Source organism: Mesorhizobium sp., from assembly GCF_004962245.1.
In the GTDB taxonomy this organism is placed as follows: domain Bacteria; phylum Pseudomonadota; class Alphaproteobacteria; order Rhizobiales; family Rhizobiaceae; genus Mesorhizobium.
Map to the genome: position 1 here is coordinate 93,638 of NZ_SUHQ01000014.1, position 22,090 is coordinate 115,727.

The window sequence follows — 22,090 nt, forward strand, 5'->3', positions numbered from 1 at the left end:
TTCGAGGAACGCATGAATCGCACCCTGCTTCGCTTCATCCTTGCCTGTCTGCTGCTGCCGTGTCTGTGGACCGCGGCCGGCGCGCAAGGCGTCAGCTTCCCGGACCTCGGTGGCACGGTACCCGGCCATGAGGACACGACCTATCTCGATCTCGCCAGGATGATCATTCCCGATCTGGCGGCGGACAAGGACGGCTTCTACCGGGGTTCCGTGCCGATCGAGATGCGCCATATCGAGGGTCCGGATAGCGGCGGCTCACCGCCCGAAACGGCGGGCCTTTCCAACGCCGCCGCGCTCGACGTCAAGGCCGGCGGCAAGGATCGGCTGGCAATGCTGTTCGACCTCGGCGGCTCCTCGGACAGCGCCGAGGGTTTCGCGGCACTGGCGCTTTACGATCTTGCCGGCAAGCCGAGACTGCTCGACGCCGTCAATGTCGCCATCGACCGGAGCACCTATTTCCGCGATCCGGGCAAGCTGCCGATCGGGCCCGGCGATGACGTCATCATCACGCTGAGCACGCATTTCAATTCGAACCAGGGCTACGTCAGCACGCCGCTGATCCTGGTCCGCGACGACAGGTTCGAACTGATCGACATGATCCACACGTTCGACGAGTCGCTGTGCACCTACCGGCGCACGCAGGAATTGGCCTTTGAGACCGTTGCTGACGGGCAGCCCTATGCGGCCATCAAGGCCACGGTGACCGATGCCACAATGCCGAATGGCGAAAGCTGCGACGACGCGGCGCCCGAGGCTTCCTCGCGTGACATCTCCGTCACCTACCATTGGGACAGGACCGCATACGTCAGGGATTCCGACGCACTGGACAAATTGGCAGGAGAGAACGCCAAACGCTTCTGAACCAATCGCATTCGTTTGCCCGGCGGGCAGTGGCGGGGTAAAATGCGCTGCGCACTCTGGGGAGCATCCATGGACAAGGGCAAAATCTTTCGCGACCTGCATAGCTCGATCTTCGTCATGCCCAACCCCTGGGATGTCGGCACGACGAAGCTGCTGGCCTCCTTCGGTTTCAAGGCGCTGGCGACGTCCAGCGCCGGCTTTGCCTTTTCGCGCGGCCTGCCCGATGGCGCGGTGACTTTCGACGCGATGATCCACCATTGCCGCGAGGTGACGGCGGCGACCGCCCTGCCGGTCTCGGCCGATCTCGAGAAGGGCAAGGGCGACAGCGCGACAAGTGCCGCCGAGACCATCTTCGCGGCCGAAGCTGCGGGCCTTGCCGGCTGCTCGATCGAGGACCACACCGGCGAGCCCGACAAGCCGATCTATGATTTTTCGCATGCCGTCGAGCGCGTCGCCGCTGCGGCGGAGGCGGCGCGGGCGCTGAAGCACGATTTCGTCTTCACCGCGCGGGCCGAGAATTTTCTGTGGGGCAGGCCCGACATCGACGACACGATCAAGCGGCTGCAAGCCTTCGAGAAAGCGGGCGCCGACGTGCTCTACGCGCCGGGCATCGGCGACATCGAGACGGTACAGACTATCTGCTCGGCGCTGACCAAGCCGGTCAATGTCCTGGCGAGGCCCGACTTCACCATCGACGACCTCGCCCAGGCAGGCGTCAAGCGCATCTCGCTCGGATCCGGGCTGACCAACCTCGCCTTCGGCATGCTGGAAACCGCGGCACGCGAGATCCAGCAGGACGGCACCTTCGGCTACAGCCGCGCCGCCATGCCTTTCGGCAAGCTGCAGGCGTTATTTGCCGAACCCGACGCATGACGCTTGCCGTCGTCGACATGCACACCGGCGGCGAGCCATTGCGGATCGTCACCGGCGGCTATCCCAAGATCCCGGCAGGCACGATCCTGGAAAAGCGCGCCTATGTGCGCGACCACCTCGATCATCTCAGGAAGATCCTGATGTTCGAGCCGCGCGGCCATTACGACATGTACGGCGCGCTGCTGGTCGAGCCTGATCTTCCCGGTGCCGACCTTGCTGTGCTGTTCATGCACAATGAGGGCTATTCGACCATGTGCGGCCACGCCATCGTCGCGCTCGGCCGCTACGCCGTCGACGAAGGGCTGGTGGCGCGGCAGGAGCCGGTGACGACAGTCAACATCGAAGCGCCGTGCGGGCTGGTCGTCGCCTCGGTCGAGGTGCAAGACGGCATGGCTGGCGCGGTGTCGTTCGAAAGCGTGCCGGCCTTTCTGTTCGCCCGCGACCAGAAGGTCGAATTGCCGGGTTACGGTGCGATCGGCTTCGACATCGGCTATGGCGGCGCCTTCTATGCGCTGGCCGACTGCCATCAGTTCGGGCTGGAGTTCGGCAAGAACCGCGTGCGCGATTTCGTCGATGCGGCGACGGCGCTGACCGACAGGCTGAAGGCCGAGTTCCCGCTGTCGCACCCCGACCATGCCGATCTTGCCTTTCTCTACGGCACCATCCTGACCGACGGACAGGACGTATTTTCCGATACCCCGACCAAAAACATCTGCGTCTTCGCCGAAGCCGAGGTCGACCGGTCACCGACCGGCTCGGGCGTCACCGCGCGGCTGGCGGCGATGCATGCCAAGGGCCAGATCGCCGGCCAGACGCGGCTGTTCGAGAGTATTGCAGGCTCGCGCTTTTCCGGCAGCGTGGCGAGGACCGCGAAAGCCGGCCCGCATGACGCCATCATCGCCCGCGTCGGCGGCCGCGCCTTTTATTGCGGGCGGGCCGAGTTCATCGTCGAGACCGACGACGAACTGGGACGCGGTTTTCTGCTGCGCTGAAGGAGGCTGGGAACGCTTTACGCTTTCTCCCGCGCCGAGATCGCCTTGTGCAGGTGCACCATCATGGCGGCGGCGAAGAGCGGCGTCAGGAGATTGAGCAGCGGCACGGCGAGGAAGGCAGCGATAACCAGCCCGGCGAGGAACACCGTGACGGCATGTTTCTTACGCAACGCCCGTGCCTCGGCCTCCGGGCGAAAGCGCATGGCGGCGAATTCGAAGAACTCGCGCCCGAGCAGATAGCCGTTGACGATGAAGAAGGCGGCTATGTTGATGCCCGGCACCAGCAGGAGCAGCAAGGCCACGATGTTGCCGAGGATGACGACGCCGAAGAACCTTATCGCCAGCACCATCGAGCGCAGTGCCGGCATGGCGCGGCCGGGTGGGTCATTGGGATAGTCGGTTCGCTCGACCACTTCGGCGACGTCGTCGAGGAACAGGCCGGCGATGATCGCCGTCACCGGCGCGATGAGCAGCGCCAGCCCCAGTGCCAGACCGATGCCGGCGACGATGACGCCCAGCCATCCGGCCCAGGACGGCAGGCCGGGCAGCCATGCGTCGATCCATGGCCAGGCCAGCCATTCGAACAGGCCCTGGATGGCAAACCAAAGTGCGGCCAGCGCCAGCAAGGTCAGGCCCAGCGTGTTCACGAACACCGAGCGGAATTCGGGTGAGAACAGCCGGCTGGCGGCGGCGCGGGCGGCGCTAGGGATCACGGCGTTTCCAACTCCATGTTGAACGGTCCCGTAGCGAACAGGACATCCGCGAGATAGGCGGAGACGCGACGGTCCACAAGCGCGACCTACCGAGCGAGCGCCGGCTTGCCGGCGGGAATGGTCATCGCCGCCACGCCGGCGACGACGAAGGCCATTCCCCACCACGCCGTCGGGCCAAGGCTTTCGCCGAGGAACACCGCCCCGATGCCGACGCCGATCGGCACGCGCAGATAGGCTTGCGAGGTGGTGCCGACGGAGCCAAGCGTATGGATGAGGCGGAAATAGATGCAGAAGGCCAGCGCGGTGGAAAAGACCGAAAGCCCGAGCAGGGCAAGGATCGAGGCCGTCGACGGCGCCAGCGTCCAGGGCCGGTCGAACACAAGGCTGAGGGGAACGAGAATCGCCGCGCCGCAGAGCATCGAACCGGCGGCCGGAATCATCGGATCGAGGCCCTTGAAGCCACGGCCGAAAATGGCGGCGCCAGCATAGCAGACCGTCGCCGCGACGACGGCAAGCTGCGCCCACAATTGGTGACCAAGACCGCCAAGCGCCTGGGTGCCGACGATGAGGCATATTCCGGCTATTCCCGCGCCGACGCCGAACAGTTTGCGCATGGTCACCGGCTCGTGGCGCGTGATGAGCGCGGTCAGCAGGAAGGTGAAGATCGGCGAGGTCGCATTCAGGATCGTGGCCAGGCCTGCGTCCAGCGAGCGCTCGGCCGCGGCGATCAGCGTGAACGGCACGACGCTGTTGAGGCATGCCTGGAACGCGAACCGACGCCAGCTGGCGGCATCGCGCGGCAGGGACAAGCCGCGCCAGCGAATGAGAGCAAGAAGAATTCCACCCGCAATCAGGGTTCGGGCGGCGATCAGCGTTATCGGCGGGATCGTCTCGACGCCGATCTTGATGAAAGTGTAGGAAGCGCCCCACAGCACCGCCAGCGCAACGAGGAGCGCCAGTTCGGTCTTCATATCGATTTTTGTGGGCATGGCGGGTTCGCAACCTTCGGGGGACATTGATCGACTACGCCATCCCTATAGGCAAGGCACGGAAGAAATGCTTCGATCGTTGTCCAACCGTGATGACGCATCCTGCGCGCGCTGTATCTGTTGGGTAGGCAAAACCGCATCAAATCGCTAGACCCGCCCGCGGTCGGCGTGGCAGAAAGCCGGTGGTTTTTTCGCGGAGACATCATTGATGCCGGATTATGACGTGCTTTGTATCGGCAATGCCATTGTCGACATCATCGCCCAGTGCGACGAGGCGTTCCTGGAGACGAACGGCATCATCAAGGGCGCGATGAACCTGATCGACACAAGGCGCGCCGAGCTGCTCTACAGCCGCATGGGCCCGGCGATCGAAGCCTCCGGCGGCAGCGCCGGCAACACGGCAGCGGGTGTCGCCAGCTTCGGCGGCCGAGCCGCCTTCTTCGGCAAGGTCTCGAACGACCCGCTCGGCGAAATCTACGCCCATGACATCCATGCGCAGGGCGTCGCCTTCGACACCAAGCCGCTCAACGGCCAGCCGCCGACGGCGCGCTCGATGATCTTCGTCACGCCCGACGGCGAGCGCTCGATGAACACCTATCTCGGTGCCTGCATCGAGCTCGGGCCGGAAGACGTCGAGGCCGACAAGGCTTCGGGTGCGGCGATCACCTATTTCGAGGGTTATCTGTGGGATCCGCCGCGCGCCAAGGAAGCGATCCGGCAGACGGCCAAGCTCGCGCATGCGGCCGGCCGCGAAGTGTCGATGACGCTGTCGGATTCGTTCTGTGTCGACCGCTACCGCGACGAGTTCCTGGACCTGATGCGCTCGGGCACCGTCGACATCGTCTTTGCCAACACCCACGAGATCAAGTCGCTCTACCAGACCGCCTCTTTCGACGAGGCGCTGGCCCAGATCCGCAAGGATTGCAAGATCGCCGCCGTCACCCGCTCGGAAATGGGCTCGGTCATCGTGCGCGGCGACGAGACGGTCGCCGTCAACGCGACCAAGATCCGGGAGCTGGTCGACACCACAGGCGCCGGCGACCTCTATGCCGCCGGCTTCCTCTACGGCTACACGCAAGGGCGCAGCCTGAAGGATTGCGGCGATCTCGGCTCGCTGGCGGCCGGATTGGTCATCCAGCAGCTCGGGCCAAGGCCAAGGCAGAATTTGCGCCGCGAGGCCGAACAGGCAGGGCTGCTGTAGGCGGCGCACTCTTCCTTCCCGCCTTGTGGGGAAGGTGGATCGGCGCAGCGCCGAGATCGATGAGGGGTGTTGGACAGAGTGCGGGCGGTGCCAGGCTGGAACACCCCTTATCCGCCTCGCGCTTCAAGTCCCCGCTGAATACGCCGCGATGGCGGCCATGTTGACGATGTCGGAATCCTTGGCGTTGAGTGAGACGATCTGAACCGGCTTGTTGAGGCCGACCAGCATCGGACCGATGACGGTCGAGCCGCCGAGTTCCTGCAGCATCTTGGTCGAGATCGAGGCGGAGTGGAACGCCGGCATGACCAGCACATTGGCCGGCCCGGTGAGCCGGATGAACGGATATTGCGCCATGGCGCGCGCGTTGAGCGCCACGTCGGCGGCCATCTCGCCGTCATACTCGAAATCGACGCGCCGCTTGTCGAGGATGCGCACCGCCTCCTGGACGCGCTCGGAGCGCTCGCCCTGCGGATGGCCGAAGGTGGAATAGGCGAGCATGGCGAGCCTCGGCTCATAGCCCATGCGGCGGGCAAAGCCGGCGGCCTCCTCGGCGATGTCGGCGATCTGTTCGGCATTCGGCATGTCGTGCACGGCGGTGTCGGCGACGATCACGGTTCGGCCCCGCGCCAGCACGATCGAGGCGCCGATGACGCGGTGGCCGGGCTTGGCGTCGATGACGCGGCGGATGTCGTCGAGCGCCGTCGAATAGTTGCGGGTGACGCCGGTGACGATGCCGTCGGCGTCGCCCAGCGCCACCATGCAGGCGGCGAAATGGTTGCGGTCGTTGTTGATCAGGCGCTGGCAGTCGCGGAACAGGAAGCCCTTGCGCTGCATGCGCTCGTACAGATAGTCGGTGTAGACGCCGTTGCGGCGCGACAGCCTGGCGTTGATGATCTCGATGCCTTGCCTGTCGAGCTCGATGCCGGCGTTCCTGGCATTCTCCTTGATGACGTCGTCGCGGCCGAGCAGGATGGCGGTGCCGAGCCGCTGGTTCACATAGGAGACGGCGGCGCGCATGACCTGCTCCTCCTCGCCCTCGGCGAAGACGATGCGCTTGGGCTGGCGGCGCACGCGGTCGTAGATGCGCTGCAGCGTCGAGGCGATCGGGTCGCGGCGGGCGGAAAGCTCCTGCGCGTAGCGGTCAAGATCGAGGATCGGCTTGCGGGCGACGCCGCTATCCATCGCCGCCTTGGCGACCGCGATCGGAATGGCCGAGATCAGGCGCGGGTCGAACGGCACCGGGATGATGTAGTTGGGGCCGAATTTCGGCCGGTTGCCCTGGTAGGCGGCGGCGACGTCGTCGGGCACGTCCTGGCGCGCCAGTTCGGCCAGCGCCCGTGCCGCGGCGATCTTCATGTCGTCGTTGATGGTGGTGGCGCGCACATCCAGCGCCGCGGAAGATGTAGGGGAAGCCAAGCACATTGTTGACCTGGTTCGGATAGTCCGAACGCCCCGTCGCCATGATGGCGTCGGTGCGGATCTCGGCCACTTCCTCGGGCGTGATCTCGGGGTCTGGATTGGCCATGGCGAAGATGATCGGGTTCTTGGCCATCGACTGCACCATCGTTGTGGTCAGCGCGCCCTTGGCGGAGAGGCCGAGGAACACGTCGGCGCCATCCAGCGCCTCGGCCAGCGAGCGCGCGTCGGTCTTGACGGCATGCGCCGACTTCCACTGGTTCATGCCTTCGGTGCGGCCCTGGAAGACGACGCCCTTGGTGTCGCAAAGGATGATGTTGTCAGGCGTGAAGCCCATCGCCTTCATCAGCTCGATGCAGGCGATACCGGCCGCACCCGCGCCGTTGCAGACCATTTTCGTGGTCTTCATGTCGCGGCCTGTGACTTTAAGCGCGTTGATCAGGCCGGCGGCCGAAATGATGGCGGTGCCGTGCTGGTCGTCATGGAAGACCGGAATGTCCATCAGCTCGCGCAGCCGCTGCTCGATGATGAAGCACTCCGGCGCCTTGATGTCTTCCAGATTGATGCCGCCGAAGGACGGGCCGAGGAAACGCACGCAGTTGATGAATTCGTCGGCGTCCTCGGTGTCGACCTCGAGATCGATGGAATCGACATCGGCGAAGCGCTTGAACAGCACCGCCTTGCCTTCCATGACAGGCTTGGCGGCCAGCGCGCCGAGATTGCCGAGGCCGAGGATGGCGGTGCCGTTGGTAATGACGGCGACCATATTGCCGCGCGTCGTGTAGTCGAAGGCGCGGCTGGGGTCCTCGGCGATGGCAAGCACAGGAACCGCGACGCCCGGCGAATAGGCAAGGCTGAGGTCGCGTTGGGTGGCCATCGGCTTGGTGGCGACGATCTCCAGCTTGCCCGGCCGGCCCATGACGTGGAAGTCCAGCGCCTCCTGCGCGCTGACGGAGGGGCCGTTGCTTTCAGTTTTCCTGGCCATGATGCTTTCGATTTCCTCACCCGTGCGGCACCGCTTGAGACGGGTGCGTGTTTTTTTGAAGCTTCCGGATTAAGGCTACACGCCGCCGCTGTAAACCGCCAAGCGATGCGCAAACGCTGTTCCGGCGCGGTACGAGCCGGCGCGGGGCGCGCGTGGCAAGTTTCCCGCGCATGACCGCGTCGTCTTCCCCTGATTTTCAAGGCGCCGGCATTAAACCGCGCGATCACATCTGCTAGCGTGCCGCGCATGGATATGCGCATTCCGAAAGACACCGACGCCCCGGCGGCCATGACGCCGACGCCCGCCGCCGCAAGCGGCGCCACCCCCATGATGGAGCAGTATATCGAGATCAAGGCGGCGAACCCGGATTCGCTGCTGTTCTACCGCATGGGCGATTTCTACGAGCTGTTCTTCGACGACGCCGAGAAGGCGAGCCGGGCGCTCGGCATCGTCCTCACCAAGCGCGGCAAGCACCAGGGCCTCGACATCCCGATGTGCGGCGTTCCGGTGCATGCCGCCGACGACTACCTGCAGAAGCTGATCGGACAAGGGTTCCGCGTCGCCGTCTGCGAGCAGATCGAGGATCCGGCCGAGGCGAAGAAGCGCGGCGGCAAGTCGGTGGTGCGCCGCGACGTGGTGCGGCTGGTGACGCCGGGCACCATCACCGAGGATAAATTGCTGGCGCCGTCGGAATCGAGTTTTCTGATGGCGCTGGGGCGGGTCAAAGGTGGAGCTGAGCACACCTTCGCCTTGGCCTGGATCGAGATCTCGACCGGCGCCTTCCGCGTCGCCGAGACCACGGCCGACCGGCTGCTCGCCGATGTCTTTCGCGTCGATCCGCGCGAGCTGATCGTCGCCGAGCCGGTGTTTTACGATCCCGAGCTGAAACCGGTGTTCGACGTGCTCGGGCGGGTCGCCAATCCGCAGCCGCCCAGCCTGTTCGATTCGGCGTCGGCTGCCGGGCGCATCGCGCGCTTCTTCGAGGTGGCAACGCCAGACAGTTTCGGCACGTTTTCCCGCGCCGAACTGTCGGCGATCTCAGGCGCCATCGCCTATGTCGAAAAGACGCAAAAGGCCGAGCGGCCGCCGCTGTCGCGGCCCGAACGCGAGGAGCAGGGTTCGACGCTGTTCATCGATCCGGCGACGCGCGCCAATCTGGAGCTGCTGCGCACCCTGTCCGGCAGCCGCGAAGGTTCGCTGTTCAAGGCGATCGACCGCACGGTGACCGGCGGCGGCGCGCGGCTGCTCGCCGACCGGCTGATGGCGCCGCTGACCGACCCGGCGGCCATTGGTGCAAGGCTGGACTCGGTTTCGTTCTTCCGCTCCGAGACACGCCTGTGCCAGGCGGTGCGGGCGAGCCTGAAGAGCGTCGCCGACATGCGCCGCGCCTTGTCCAGGCTGGCGCTCAACCGCGGCGGCCCGCGCGATCTCGGCGCATTGCGCGCCGGGTTCGAGGCGGCGGGCGCTATCGCCGAACTGTTCGGAGAAGCCACCCTGCCCGCTGAGCTGGCGGCGGCTTTTGCCGCGATCGCGGCGCTGCCACGCCCGTTGGCCGAGCATCTGACCCAGGCGCTCGGCGACGAGCTGCCGCTGCTCAAGCGCGACGGCGGCTTCATCCGTGGCGGCTATAACGCCGAGCTCGACGAGATGCGGGCGCTGCGCGACGAGTCGCGAAAGGTGATCGCCGGGCTGGAGCGCTCGCTGATCGACGAGACCGGCATCCGCTCGCTGAAAATCCGGCACAACAATGTGCTCGGCTACTACATCGAAGTCACCGCCAACCACCATGCGATCATGACGAGCAGCGATGGGGCGAAGGCGCGTTTCATCCATCGCCAGACCATGGCCAACGCCATGCGCTTCACCACGACCGAGCTGGCCGAGCTGGAATCGAAAATCGCCAATGCCGCCGACCGGGCGCTGGCGATCGAGCTTGCCGCCTTCGACAGGCTGACGGCGGAGGCGGTCGGGCAGGCGGACAGGATCCGCGCCGGCGCTGAAGCGCTCGCCGCGCTCGACGTGTCGGCGGCACTTGCGCTGCTTAGCGAAAGCGAGGCCTGGTGCCGGCCCGTCGTCGACGCGAGCCTCGCCTTCGCGATTTCGGGCGGGCGCCATCCGGTCGTCGAACAGTCGCTGCGGCGTTCGGGCGAAGGCCCGTTCGTCGCCAATGATTGCGACCTGTCGCCGGAAGGCAATGCCAGGAACGGCGCGATCTGGCTGCTGACCGGCCCCAATATGGGCGGCAAGTCGACCTTCCTCAGGCAGAACGCGCTGATCGCCATCCTCGCCCAGACCGGCTCCTTCGTGCCGGCGGCATCCGCTCATATCGGCGTCGTCGACCGGCTTTTTTCGCGTGTCGGTGCCTCGGACGACCTGGCGCGCGGCCGCTCGACCTTCATGGTCGAGATGGTCGAAACGGCGGCGATCCTCAACCAGGCCGGCGAACGCGCGCTGGTGATCCTCGACGAGATCGGCCGCGGCACCGCCACCTTCGACGGCCTGTCGATCGCCTGGGCGGCGGTCGAGTACCTGCACGAGAAGAACCGCTGCCGGGCGATCTTCGCCACCCATTTCCACGAGATGACGGCGCTGGCCAGCAAACTCGCTCGACTGCACAACGTCACCATGCGGGTCAAGGAATGGGAGGGCGACGTGGTCTTCCTGCACGAGGTCGGCAAGGGCGCCGCCGACCGCTCCTATGGCGTGCAGGTGGCGCGGCTGGCCGGCCTGCCGGAAGCGGTGGTCGGCCGGGCCCGGGAAGTGCTGCACCAGCTGGAAGCGGGCGAGGTTTCGGGCAAGGCAAACCGGCTGGTCGACGACCTGCCGCTGTTTTCGGTGGCGGTGAGACGAGAGGCGCCGAGGCCAGTCAAGGATGACGCACTGGGTGCCGCGCTTGGCGCGATCAACCCCGACGAGATGACGCCGAGGGAGGCGCTTGAGGCGCTGTACCGGTTGAAGGGGATGGTGGGGAAGTAGCCTCAGGCTAGCGTTTCTTCCCACCCCCCTCTGTCCTGCCGGACATCTCCCCCGCAAGGGGGGGAGATTGGCAGTTTCGTCGAAGGCGCCTTTTCTTCAGCGTTGGAGATTAGCGAAGGTAGTCGTGACATCCAATCTCCCCCCTTGCGGGGGGTGGGCGGGAATGCGGCCCCTAAAAATTAAAGCCTTGGGCCAACTCCTCAAATCATCTCCAAACCGCGCTTGCGGGTCGGCGGCGGGAAGGCGCGGTCGATGTCTGCGAAATCTTCCGGGGTGAGCCTGATATCCAACGCAGCGACATTTTGGCGGACATGCTCCGGTTTGCCGGCCTTTGGAATGGCGATGGCACCTGGCTGCGCCATCACCCAGGCCAGTGCGATTTGCGCCGCCGTGGCATCGTGGCGGGCGGCGATGGCTTCGAGCCTGGCGTTGCGCGCCAATACGCCCTGATCGACCGGCGAATAGGCCATCAGCGGAATGCCGCGCTGCCGGCTCCAGGGCGCAAGGTCGAATTCGGGGCCGCGCTGGGACAGATTGTAGAGGATCTGGTTGGTCTGGACGCTGTCGCCGGCCGGCAGGCTGACCAGGGCCTCCATCTCATGGGTGTCGAAATTGCTGACGCCCCAGTGGCGGATCTTGCCGGCCTTTTTCAACGCCTCGAAGGCCTCGACCGTTTCCGCCAGCGGCACGCTGCCGGGCCAATGCAGCAGATAGAGATCGATGCGGTCGGTGCGCAGATGCCTGAGGCTTCTGTCGCAGGCCGCCGGCACGCCGGTGCGCGAGGCGTTGGACGGCAGCACCTTGGAGACCAGGAACACCTCGTCGCGGCGCCCGGCCATGGCATCCGCCACCACCTCCTCGGCGCCGCCGCTGGCGTACATCTCTGCTGTGTCGATCAGCGTCATGCCGAGGTCAAGTCCGAGCTTCAGGGCGCTGACCTCATCGGCATGATGGCGGGAGTCCTCGCCCATTTTCCACGTGCCTTGACCGAGCACGGGAACGGCTTCGCCCGAGAGCAATGTGGTGGTTCTTATCGTTGACGGCATGGCGTGCTCCAGTCGAGGCCCGGATGGCATCACACCCTTCGGGAGAAATCCAGATGAAAGTCCTTCCCTCCCGCGAACCGCCTGATGTCTATTTCACCGGACGGGCGGCGAGCCAATCCTGCATCTGCTTGATCTCGGCTTCCTGCGCCGCGATCACCGCTTCGGCCAGCTTGCGCATTTCCGGATCCTTGCCATTGGCAAGCTCGATCTTGGCCATGTCGATGGCCGCCTGGTGATGCGGGATCATGCCGCGGGCGAAATCGACATCGGCATTGCCGGAATATTCGAGCGCCGTCATGTCGGTGTGCATCTTGTCCATCGCCGCCTTGTAGCCGTCGGTCGAAGGGCTTTGCGCGCTCATCGCGCCCATGTCGTGTTTCATCTCCTGCGCCGAAACGCTCTCGAGGAGAACAGCCAACACCATTCCCGCCGCCATCAGCAGCAATACGATCTTCTTGGCCAAGGTCATCCATCGTCTCCTTTTTTAACGAGGTTCTATCTGGGGGTTTCGCTCAGAGTTTCAACGTCCTGAGCCGCAACGCGTTGGAGATGACCGAGACCGAAGACAGGCTCATCGCCGCCGCCGCGATCATCGGCGAGAGAAGCGCGCCGGTGAGCGGATAGAGCACGCCGGCGGCGACCGGCACACCAAGCACGTTGTAGAGGAAGGCGAAGAACAGGTTCTGGCGGATGTTGCGGATCGTCGCCTGGGCGAGCGTGCGGGCCCGCACGATGCCGTTGAGATCGCCCTTGACCAGCGTGATCCCGGCGCTTTCGACCGCGACGTCGGCGCCGGTGCCCATGGCGATGCCGACATCGGCGGCGGCCAGCGCCGGCGCGTCGTTGACGCCGTCGCCGGCCATGGCGACGCCTGCGCCCTTGGCGCGCAACGCCTCGATCAGCGCGCTCTTCTGTTCCGGCAGCAGGCCGGCACGCACCTCGTCGATGCCGAGTTTGCTTGCGATGGCTTTCGCCGTGCGTTCGTTGTCGCCGGTCGCCATGATGATCCTCAGCCCGCGGTCGTGCAGCGCCTTGATCGCCTCGGCCGTCGTCGCCTTGATCGGATCGGCGACAGCGACGATGCCGGCCAGCTTCTTGCCGACAGCGACGAACATCACGGTCTTGCCCTCGGCCTGCAGCGTCTCGGTCTTGGTGGAGATGGATGCGGTATCGACACCGAGATCGGCCATCATCGCGGCGTTGCCGAGCGCGACCTTCTTTCCCGACACCGTGCCGGAAACGCCCTTGCCGGTGACCGCCTCGAAATCGCCGGCGTCGGGAATCTTTACCCCGCGTTCACGGGCACCTTCGACGATCGCCTCGGCCAGCGGATGCTCCGAGCCTTTCTCCAGACCGGCGGCAAGTGCCAGCAGATCGTCTTCCGCCATGCCCTCGGCAGCGACGACGTCGGTCAATCTCGGCCGGCCTTCGGTCAATGTGCCGGTCTTGTCGACGATCAGCGTGTCGACCGAGGCAAAGCGTTCGAGCGCCTCCGCGTCCTTGATCAGCACGCCGGCATGCGCGCCGCGTCCCGTGGCGGTCATGATCGACATCGGCGTGGCAAGACCCAGCGCGCAAGGACAGGCGATGATCAGCACCGAAACCGCCGAGACGATGGCAAAGATCAGACTGGGGTGCGGCCCGAACATCGCCCAGGCGATGAACGCGACGATCGCGATCACCACGACGGCCGGGACGAAATAGAACGAGACGCGGTCGGCCAGGGCCTGGATCGGCGCGCGCGAACGCTGCGCCTTGGCGACGAGCTCGACGATCCGCGCCAGCGTGGTTTCGGCGCCGATCCTCTCGGCGCGCATGATCAGCGAGCCGTTCTTGTTGAGCGTGCCGCCGGTGAGCGGATCGTCTTGCGTCTTTTCGACCGGCAGCGGCTCGCCAGTAATCATCGATTCGTCGACGGAAGAGCGGCCTTCCAGCACGATGCCGTCGACCGGCACGGCATCGCCGGGGCGGATGCGCAGGCGATCGCCGGCCTTGACCGTGTCGAGCGGCACGTCATTTTCGGAACCGTCCTCGCCAATCAGCCGCGCGGTCTTCGGTGCGAGGTCGAGCAGCGCGCGGATCGCCGAGCCGGTTTTTTCACGGGCGCGCAATTCCAGCACCTGGCCGAGGAAAACCAGCGCCACGATGATGGCGGCCGCCTCGAAATAGACCGGCACCGTGCCCTCATGGCCGCGGAACTGGTGCGGAAATACATCCGGGAACAGCGTGGCGACGACGCTGTAGAGATAGGCGGCACCAACGCCGAGCGAAATCAGCGTCCACATGTTGGGGCTGCGGTTGAGAACCGAATCCCAGCCGCGATGGAAGAAGGGAAATGCCGCCCACAGCACAACCGGGCTCGCCAGCGCCATTTCCAACCAGACCTTCGCGGAATCGTCGATGAAGGCGCTGAACGTCAGGCCGAGCATCGGCGCCATGGCGAAGATCAGCAATGGCACGGACAGCACGGCACTCACCCAGAAGCGCCTGGTGAAATCGACCAGTTCCGGGTTCGGGCCTTCGTCGCCGGTCGGCACGCCCATCGGCTCGAGCGCCATGCCGCAGATCGGGCAGGCGCCGGGCTTGTCGCGGATGATTTCCGGATGCATCGGGCAGGTGTATTGCGTGCCTTTCGGCATCGCCTGCGGCTCCGGCCGGTCGCCGAGATATTTTGCCGGCTCCGCCTCGAATTTCGCCTTGCAACCGGCCGAGCAGAAATAGAAGCCCTGGCCTTCATGCCGGGAAAAATGCTTCGCCGTGGCGCGGTCGACGCTCATGCCGCAGACAGGGTCGGCGGCCGTAAGGTACTTTTCCGGCCCGGCCGTGAATTTCGAACGGCAGCGCTCGCTGCAGAAATGATAGAGATGGCCGCCATGCTCGGCTGTCGGCTTGCCGGCGGCCGGATCGACGGTCATGCCGCAGACCGGATCGCGAATGACGGCGCCCGCGACAGATGGGGCAGCTTTCGCCGAGCAGCAGGAACCGTGTGTGTGGGCGTGATGATCGTGGTCGGAATGCGTCATGCGGAATGCCTCTATCTCGATGCTGAGGCGGAGGTAGTGCTTCCAGTAACTGGAAGGTCAAGGGCCAAATTCGATTTTCATGCCGTGGGCGCGATGCCGAACGGTTCAGGCGGAAAATTCCCGCACTCGCCAGCATGCTATGGTGCCGCCTCCTGCAATCGCATTGATCTCGCTCAAAACGAAATGTCTGGTCGCCGATCTCGATCGGTCACGCGCCAGGCTTGCCCCTGTAGAACCGAGGTCAGGCGGATAGCGGGACAAATCATCGACCTCCCCGGCTGCGGCGGGAGCAGATCATCCCGTTCGATTGCCGTGGGGAGCGTGTCCGCCCGCCCCATACCCAGCGCCGCGAAAACGCGCTATAGACGCCGCCGAAACGGCGAGGCCGAACGGCGCTTATGGCAAGAATATCCCTGAAGCTCGATGAACTGATCGACGGCGAAGCCTTGCGCCGCGAGATGACGGCACTGACCGCGGCCACGGCAGGCGACGGCTCCGGCAAGGCTGCGCGCGCCGGCGTTCTCCAGCTTCTCAAGGGCAGGCTGGCCGCCGGCCGCGCGATCGCCGAACGCATGCTGATGGAGGATGGCAGCGGCACCGCCTGCGCCGCCCGGCTGTCGCATCTCATGGACGAGATCATCCGCGCGCTCTACGATTTCGCCGCCACCCATGTCTATCGCGTGAAAAACCCGTCAGCGGCCGAACGCATGGCCGTCGTCGCGGTCGGCGGCTATGGCCGCGGCACGCTGGCGCCGGGATCCGACATCGATCTCCTGTTCCTGCTGCCCTACAAGCAGACACCATGGGGCGAGCAGATCGTCGAATACATGCTCTACATGCTCTGGGATCTGGGGCTGAAGGTCGGTCACGCCACCCGCAACATCGACGAATGCCTGCGGCTGTCGCGCACCGACATCACCATCCGCACCTCGATCCTGGAAGCACGTTTCCTGTGGGGCGAGCAGAAGCTCTATGACGAGCTCCTGCAGCGTTTCGACCACGAGGTGGTGCGCACGACCGGGCCTGAATATGTGCAGGCCAAGCTCGCCGAACGCGACGAGCGCCATGCCAAGGCCGGCGAAAGCCGCTACCTGGTCGAACCCAACGTCAAGGACGGCAAGGGCGGCCTGCGCGACCTGCAGACGCTGTTCTGGATCGGCAAGTATTTCTACCGGGTGCGCACCGGCGAGGAACTGGTCGACAAGGGCGTCTTCACCGGCACCGAATACCGGGAATTCCAGAAGGCCGAGGACTTCCTGTGGGCGGTGCGCTGCCACATGCATTTCCTCACCGGCAAGGCCGAGGAACGGCTGCATTTCGACATCCAGCGCGAGATCGCCGAACGGCTGGGCTACACCACACATCCCGGGCTTTCGGCGGTCGAGCGCTTCATGAAGCATTACTTCCTCGTCGCCAAGGATGTCGGGGATCTGACCCGCATCTTCTGCGCCGCGCTCGAGGAGGAGCAGGCCAAGCATGTGCCGGGCTTCAATCGCATCTTCCTCACCTTCTCACGCCGCAAGCGCAAGCTTGCCGGCACCAGCGACTTCATCATCGACAACCATCGCATCAACATCGCCGACGACCAGGTGTTCGAGCGCGATCCGGTCAATCTCCTGAGGCTGTTCTGGTTCGCCGACAAGCACGGGTTGGAGTTCCACCCCGATGCGCTGAAGCTTCTGACCCGTTCGCTCGGCCTCGTCGGCAAGGCGCTGCGGCGCGACGAGGAAGCCAACCGGCTGTTCCTCGACATATTGACGTCGGACCGCAATGCCGAGCTCAATCTCAGGCGCATGAACGAGGCGGGACTGCTGGGAAAGCTGATCCCGGATTTCGGCAAGATCGTCGCCATGATGCAATTCTCGATGTACCACCACTACACGGTCGACGAGCACCTGATCCGCTGCATCGGCGTGCTGGCCGAGATCGAGTGCGGCGACGGCGAAAAGATCCATCCGCTAGCCCACACGCTGATGCCGGGGCTGAAGAAAAGCCGTGAGGCGCTCTATGTCGCGGTGCTTTTGCACGACATCGCCAAGGGGCGGCCGGAGGACCATTCCGAAGCCGGCGCCCGGATCGCGCGGCGCATCTGCCCGCATATGGGGCTCTCGGCAGCCGACACCGAAACGGTCGCCTGGCTGGTCGAGAACCATCTCGTCATGTCGATGACGGCACAGACCCGCGATCTCAACGACCGCAAGACGATCGAGGATTTCGCCGCGATCGTGCAGTCAGTCGAACGGCTGAAGCTGCTGCTCGTCCTCACCGTCTGCGATATCAGAGGCGTCGGGCCGGGCGTCTGGAACGGCTGGAAGGGGCAGTTGCTGCGCACGCTCTATTACGAAACCGAATTGCTGTTGACCGGCGGGTTCTCGGAGGTGTCGCGCGCCAAGCGGACGGCGGCGGCGCGCGAGCTGCTGGCCGAGGCGCTCGTCGATTGGCCGGAAAAGGCCCGCAAGCGCTATGTCGGCAAGCACTACGAGAATTATCTGCTGACGGTCGATCTCGCCGACCAGCTTCGCCACGCTGAATTCATCCGCGAGGCGGATGCGGCGGGCAAGAAGCTCGCCACCATGATCAAGACCCACCAGTTCGAGGCGGTGACCGAGATCACCGTGCTGGCGCAGGACCATCCCCGGCTGCTTTCGGTCATTGCCGGGGCCTGTGTGGCGGCCGGCGGCAACATCGTCGATGCGCAGATCTTCACCACCTCCGATGGCCGCGCGCTGGACACCATCCTGATCTCGAGGGAATTCGACCTTGATGAGGACGAGCGCCGCCGCGCCGAGCGTGTCGGCCGCCTGATCGAGGACGTGCTGTCGGGCAAGAGCTGGCTGCCGGAGATGATCGAAAAGCGGACCAAGCCGCGGCGCGGCGCCAAGGTCTTCCGCATCCAGCCGCGCGCCGAAATCCGCAACACGCTGTCGAACCGGTTCTCGGTGATCGAGGTCGAGGGGCTGGATCGGCCGGGCCTGCTGTCCGAGATCACCGGGGCGTTGTCCGACCTGTCGCTCGACATCGCCTCGGCGCACATCACCACCTTCGGCGAAAAGGTCATCGACACCTTCTACGTCACCGATCTCACCGGCCAGAAGATCGACAGCCCGACGCGCATAACCGCCATCCACCACAGGCTGATCGCGGCCCTCGAAGGCACCGCGCCCGAGCGCGGCGGCAAGACCAAGGCCGCCGCCGAGTGAACGCCGTCCTCGATTTTTCCCAATCACGCAGGCAATCTCCACACAAATGAGCCTTGTCAAGAAATTCGCGACGGTCGCTTCCGGCACGCTGATGAGCCGCGCCCTCGGCTTCGGCCGCGAGATGCTGATGGCGGCGGCACTGGGCACCGGGCCGATCGCCGACGCCTTCAACGCCGCCTTCCAGTTTCCCAACACCTTTCGCCGGCTGTTTGCCGAAGGCGCTTTCAACGCCGCCTTCGTGCCGCTGTTCGCCAAGGAGATCGAGACCCACGGCACCGACGGCGCCAAGCGCTTTTCCGAAGAGGTGTTCGGCGTGCTGTTCACGGCGCTGCTGGCGCTGACCATCGCCATGGAACTGGCGATGCCGCTGATCGTGCGCTACCTGGTGGCGCCGGGCTTCGCCGACTCGCCGGGAAAGTTCGAGATGACGGTCGGGCTTGCGACCATCATGTTCCCCTACCTGATCTGCATGTCGCTCGGCGCCATGATGGCCGGCATGCTGAATTCGCTGCGGCGTTACTTCGCCGCCGCGGTGGCGCCGGTGTTCCTCAACATCATCCTGATCGGCGTGCTCGCCTATGCCTGGTACCAGGGATCGGACGCGCGCACCGTCGGTTTCGCGCTGGCCTGGGGCGTGTTGGCCGCCGGGCTTGTGCAACTGGCGATCGTCTGGGTGGCGGTGCGCCATGCCGGCATCTCGATCAGCTTTCGCCGGCCAAGGATGACGCCCAACGTCAAGCGGCTGCTGGTCCTGGCGCTGCCGGCGGCGATCACCGGCGGCATCACCCAGATCAACCAGGTGATCGGCACGGCGATCGCCTCGACGCAGGACAGCGCCGTGTCGTCGCTCGCCTATGCCGATCGCATCTACCAACTGCCGCTCGGCGTCGTCGGCATCGCCGTCGCCATCGTGCTTCTGCCCGAACTGTCGCGGGCGCTGAAATCAGGCAATCTGATCGAAGCGGCCAATCTGCAGAACCGGTCGGTGGAGTTCACCTTGTTCCTGACCTTGCCGGCGGCGGCGGCACTGCTGGTCATGTCCGAGCCGATCGTGCGGCTGGTCTACGAGCGTGGCGCGTTTGCCGCCAACGGCTCGACGCCAAGCGTGGCGGCGATCCTGGCGATCTTCGGCTTGGGCTTGCCGGCCTTCGTGCTGATCAAGGCGTTCACGCCCGGCTATTTCGCCCGCGAGGACACACGCACGCCGATGATCTTCGCCGCCATCTCGGTGGCGGTGAATGTCACCACCGCGCTGACGCTGTTTCCGTCGATGGGCGCGCCGGGCATCGCCGTCGCCTCGGCCGTTGCCGGCTGGGTCAATGCGCTGATGCTGCTCGGCGTGCTGATCCGGCGCGGTCATTGGGGCCGCGACGTGCCGCTCATGAAACGCATCCCACGGCTGGTGCTGTCGGCGGCGGTAATGGGGGCGGCGCTCTATTTCGCCGAGCACTGGTTCGCCGCCCAACTGGCCTCGGGCTCGCCGCTGGTGACCAAGGCCACGACGCTTCTTGCGCTGGTCGCCGGCGGGGCGTTGCTCTACTTCGTCGCAGCCTTCGCCACAGGCGGCGCCGATTTCGGCATGATCCGGCGCAATATCAGGCGGAAGGGGTCGCCGCCCGTCAGGGAACAGTCTCCAGATCCGTAAACCGGAATTCGTCCGCCGTCGAAAGCATCGGAACGCCATAGTGGCGCGCGCATGCGTAGTGAAAGCAATCCGCGAGGTTGAGGCGATTTGATCCGGATCGAAATCGCATAGCAGCGCCCAAAGACAGCGAGACCGAGGCTGACGGATTGGGCAAGTCACGTACCGAGATGTCTCGTTGCTCCAAAAATGTGGTGACTAGACGCGTGCTGTCATCAACGGAAATCGCAAACTTGTCCGGGCGTGCAAGAGCCACCGCCGCTTCCCATACCGCTATCGCCGATGTGAATCGTTCTGCTGCTTTAACCACGGCGTCAGAACACCTTTCCGCTTCGTCCTCGTCGCTCAGGATAGCGATTATCGCGGCCGCATCGACGAACATCAGCTCTCCCCGGACATTTCATCAAAGACCGCGCGAGGGAGCGGCCGGCGAGCCTGTTCATTCAGCTTGATGCCGATCTCCGCGCGAAGCCGTGCCGCCGTCTCCAGCGGCGTCTCGCGGTTGCGCCGGCGCTCCAGGGCTTCACGCATGGCGATCACAATCGCCTCGGTGATGCCGACGCCCTCGAGCTTGGCGAAAGTGCGCGTCAGGCTATCTGCCTCCTTGTTGTTGATGTTGATCGTCATCAGCCTTTGCCTCATTAATCAGTGTAGCTCATATTATGTAGCTAGCTACACTACCGTGTCAACGCGCCTGGCCTCGAGGCACCCGATTCTCGATTTCGACGCCGCCCCTCCTGCAAGGACCTTCTCCCGTGAAGAACGGGTGAGCGGCAGCGCAAACCTGAAGCGACCGCCCTGCAACTGTGGCCAGATTCCAGCTTGACTGATGACGGCAGTTATGCTAGGAATTTATTCATGGTGCTGACTTGCGCCAACGACCCGCCGGCGAGGCGGGTTTTTCATTTCATGCTTCGGCAAACAGGCTTTCCCAGGCGTTTTGCCAAGCTGAGCCCGAAGCCCTGCATCCATCCGACAGCCTCTTGATCCTCTCCTCTCTCTCGTCCATAAGCGCGCCGTCGAAAGACTTTCGCCGCGCGCGAAACGGCCCTCCACAAGCCATGGGGACATCATGACCGCCTTCAAGCCACTCGTTTTTTCCGGCGTCCAGCCGACCGGCAATCTGCATCTCGGCAACTATCTCGGCGCCATCAAGAAATTCGTCGCGCTGCAGGAGACCTCCGATTGCATCTATTGCGTCGTCGATCTGCACTCGCTGACCGCGCAGCTCGTCCATGACGACCTCAAGGACCAGACGCGCGCGATCACCGCGGCGTTTCTCGCCTCCGGCATCGACCCGAAGAAGCACATCGTCTTCAACCAGTCGCGGGTCATGCAGCACGCCGAGCTTGCCTGGATCTTCAACTGCGTGGCCCGCATCGGCTGGATGAATCGGATGACGCAGTTCAAGGACAAGGCCGGCAAGGACCGCGAGAATGCCTCGCTCGGGCTGCTGGCCTATCCGAGCCTGATGGCGGCCGACATCCTTGTCTACCGTGCCACCCATGTGCCGGTCGGCGACGACCAGAAGCAGCATCTGGAGCTGACACGCGACATCGCGCAGAAATTCAACAACGACTTTTCGGACCGCATCGCCGACCTTGGCGTCGGCGTCGAGATGAAGGTCGGCGAGGAGACGGTGAACGGCTACTTCCCGCTGACCGAGCCGGTCATCGGCGGACCGGCGGCGCGCATCATGAGCTTGCGCGACGGCTCGAAGAAGATGTCGAAGTCGGACCCGTCGGACCTGTCGCGCATCAACCTGACCGACGATGCCGACAGCATCTCGAAGAAGATCCGCAAGGCCAAGACCGACCCCGAAGCGTTGCCAGGGGAATTGGGCGGCCTTGCCGGCCGGCCCGAAGCCGAAAACCTCGTCGGCATCTATGCGGGCCTGGCCGAGATCTCGAAGGAAGCGGTGCTGAAAGAGTTCGGCGGCCAGCAGTTCTCGGTGTTCAAGCCGGCACTGGCCGACCTGGCCGTGGAAAAGCTGGCGCCGGTCGCCAGCGAGATGCGCCGCATTTCCGCCGACCGCGCCTATGTCGACGCGGTGCTCAGGGATGGCGGCGAGCGGGCCGGCGCCTTGGCCGAGGCGACGATGAAGACCGTGCGCGACATCATCGGCCTGCTGCAAGGCTGAACCTTAGAACGCCGCGCGTCCACTTGGACGCGC

General features: G+C 64.9%; 15 protein-coding genes and 1 pseudogene. 8 read left to right on the top strand and 8 right to left on the bottom strand.

Annotation, left to right across the window (positions count from 1 at the left end; translation table 11 throughout):
• The first annotated feature begins 12 nt into the window (after window positions 1-12).
• From E5X88_RS16590 to E5X88_RS16600, 3 genes are all read left to right on the top strand, one after another.
• Window positions 13-861: a hypothetical protein gene (locus E5X88_RS16590; protein WP_292163101.1), complete on the top strand. Its 849-nt coding sequence runs from the start codon at window positions 13-15 to the stop codon at window positions 859-861.
• Window positions 862-930: 69 nt separating this feature from the next.
• The gene (locus E5X88_RS16595; protein ID WP_292163103.1) at window positions 931-1,734 is read left to right on the top strand and encodes an oxaloacetate decarboxylase; all 804 of its coding nucleotides are present in this window, start codon (window positions 931-933) and stop codon (window positions 1,732-1,734) included.
• Window positions 1,731-2,726, top strand: coding sequence for a proline racemase family protein (locus E5X88_RS16600; protein ID WP_292163104.1), 996 nt, complete (start codon window positions 1,731-1,733; stop codon window positions 2,724-2,726). Before E5X88_RS16595 ends, E5X88_RS16600 begins: the two co-directional genes overlap by 4 nt.
• Window positions 2,727-2,743: 17 nt before the next feature.
• On the opposite strand, the gene E5X88_RS16605 is transcribed toward E5X88_RS16600, so the two are convergent.
• Together E5X88_RS16605 and E5X88_RS16610 are read right to left on the bottom strand one after the other, a co-directional pair.
• Window positions 2,744-3,439 carry a sulfate transporter family protein gene (locus E5X88_RS16605; protein ID WP_292163106.1) on the bottom strand — a complete coding sequence of 232 codons (696 nt, stop codon included), beginning with the start codon at window positions 3,437-3,439 and terminating at the stop codon, window positions 2,744-2,746.
• An 86-nt stretch (window positions 3,440-3,525) separates the two neighbouring features.
• Complete coding sequence (locus E5X88_RS16610) at window positions 3,526-4,428, bottom strand: EamA family transporter (RefSeq protein WP_292163108.1); 903 nt, start codon at window positions 4,426-4,428, stop codon at window positions 3,526-3,528.
• A 208-nt stretch (window positions 4,429-4,636) separates the two neighbouring features.
• Here E5X88_RS16610 and E5X88_RS16615 point away from each other — a divergent pair, with 208 nt between their 5' ends.
• Window positions 4,637-5,629: an adenosine kinase gene (locus E5X88_RS16615; protein ID WP_292163110.1), complete on the top strand. Its 993-nt coding sequence runs from the start codon at window positions 4,637-4,639 to the stop codon at window positions 5,627-5,629.
• Window positions 5,630-5,752: 123 nt separating this feature from the next.
• Here the strand turns inward: E5X88_RS16615 and E5X88_RS16620 are convergent.
• A pseudogene (locus E5X88_RS16620) lies at window positions 5,753-8,030 on the bottom strand (NADP-dependent malic enzyme).
• 246 nt (window positions 8,031-8,276) lie between these two features.
• On the opposite strand from E5X88_RS16620, the gene mutS reads away from it, so the two are divergent.
• Window positions 8,277-11,006 carry a DNA mismatch repair protein MutS gene (gene mutS / locus E5X88_RS16625; RefSeq protein WP_292163113.1) on the top strand — a complete coding sequence of 910 codons (2,730 nt, stop codon included), beginning with the start codon at window positions 8,277-8,279 and terminating at the stop codon, window positions 11,004-11,006.
• A 200-nt stretch (window positions 11,007-11,206) separates the two neighbouring features.
• Here the strand turns inward: mutS and E5X88_RS16630 are convergent, their stop codons facing one another.
• The 3 genes from E5X88_RS16630 to E5X88_RS16640 form a co-directional block, all read right to left on the bottom strand.
• Window positions 11,207-12,052, bottom strand: a complete 846-nt coding sequence (locus E5X88_RS16630) for an aldo/keto reductase (protein WP_292163116.1) — start codon at window positions 12,050-12,052, stop codon at window positions 11,207-11,209.
• Between the two features lie 88 nt (window positions 12,053-12,140).
• Complete coding sequence (locus tag E5X88_RS16635; protein ID WP_292163120.1) at window positions 12,141-12,521, bottom strand: DUF305 domain-containing protein; 381 nt, start codon at window positions 12,519-12,521, stop codon at window positions 12,141-12,143.
• A gap of 43 nt (window positions 12,522-12,564) precedes the next feature.
• Window positions 12,565-15,075, bottom strand: a complete 2,511-nt coding sequence (locus E5X88_RS16640; RefSeq protein ID WP_292163122.1) for a heavy metal translocating P-type ATPase — start codon at window positions 15,073-15,075, stop codon at window positions 12,565-12,567.
• A gap of 398 nt (window positions 15,076-15,473) precedes the next feature.
• Here E5X88_RS16640 and E5X88_RS16645 point away from each other — a divergent pair, with 398 nt between their 5' ends.
• A complete protein-coding gene (locus E5X88_RS16645; protein WP_292163125.1) occupies window positions 15,474-18,275 on the top strand; it encodes a [protein-PII] uridylyltransferase in 2,802 nt (933 codons plus the stop codon).
• Between the two features lie 46 nt (window positions 18,276-18,321).
• Window positions 18,322-19,920: a murein biosynthesis integral membrane protein MurJ gene (murJ, locus tag E5X88_RS16650; protein WP_292163128.1), complete on the top strand. Its 1,599-nt coding sequence runs from the start codon at window positions 18,322-18,324 to the stop codon at window positions 19,918-19,920.
• Here the strand turns inward: murJ and E5X88_RS16655 are convergent.
• Together E5X88_RS16655 and E5X88_RS16660 are read right to left on the bottom strand one after the other, a co-directional pair.
• Complete coding sequence (locus tag E5X88_RS16655) at window positions 19,895-20,299, bottom strand: type II toxin-antitoxin system VapC family toxin (protein ID WP_292163131.1); 405 nt, start codon at window positions 20,297-20,299, stop codon at window positions 19,895-19,897. The genes murJ and E5X88_RS16655 overlap by 26 nt on opposite strands.
• A complete protein-coding gene (locus tag E5X88_RS16660) occupies window positions 20,299-20,544 on the bottom strand; it encodes a type II toxin-antitoxin system VapB family antitoxin (protein ID WP_292163134.1) in 246 nt (81 codons plus the stop codon). Before E5X88_RS16660 ends, E5X88_RS16655 begins: the two co-directional genes overlap by 1 nt.
• A gap of 445 nt (window positions 20,545-20,989) precedes the next feature.
• On the opposite strand from E5X88_RS16660, the gene trpS reads away from it, so the two are divergent.
• Window positions 20,990-22,057: a tryptophan--tRNA ligase gene (trpS, locus tag E5X88_RS16665; RefSeq protein ID WP_292163137.1), complete on the top strand. Its 1,068-nt coding sequence runs from the start codon at window positions 20,990-20,992 to the stop codon at window positions 22,055-22,057.
• Window positions 22,058-22,090 lie beyond the last annotated feature (33 nt).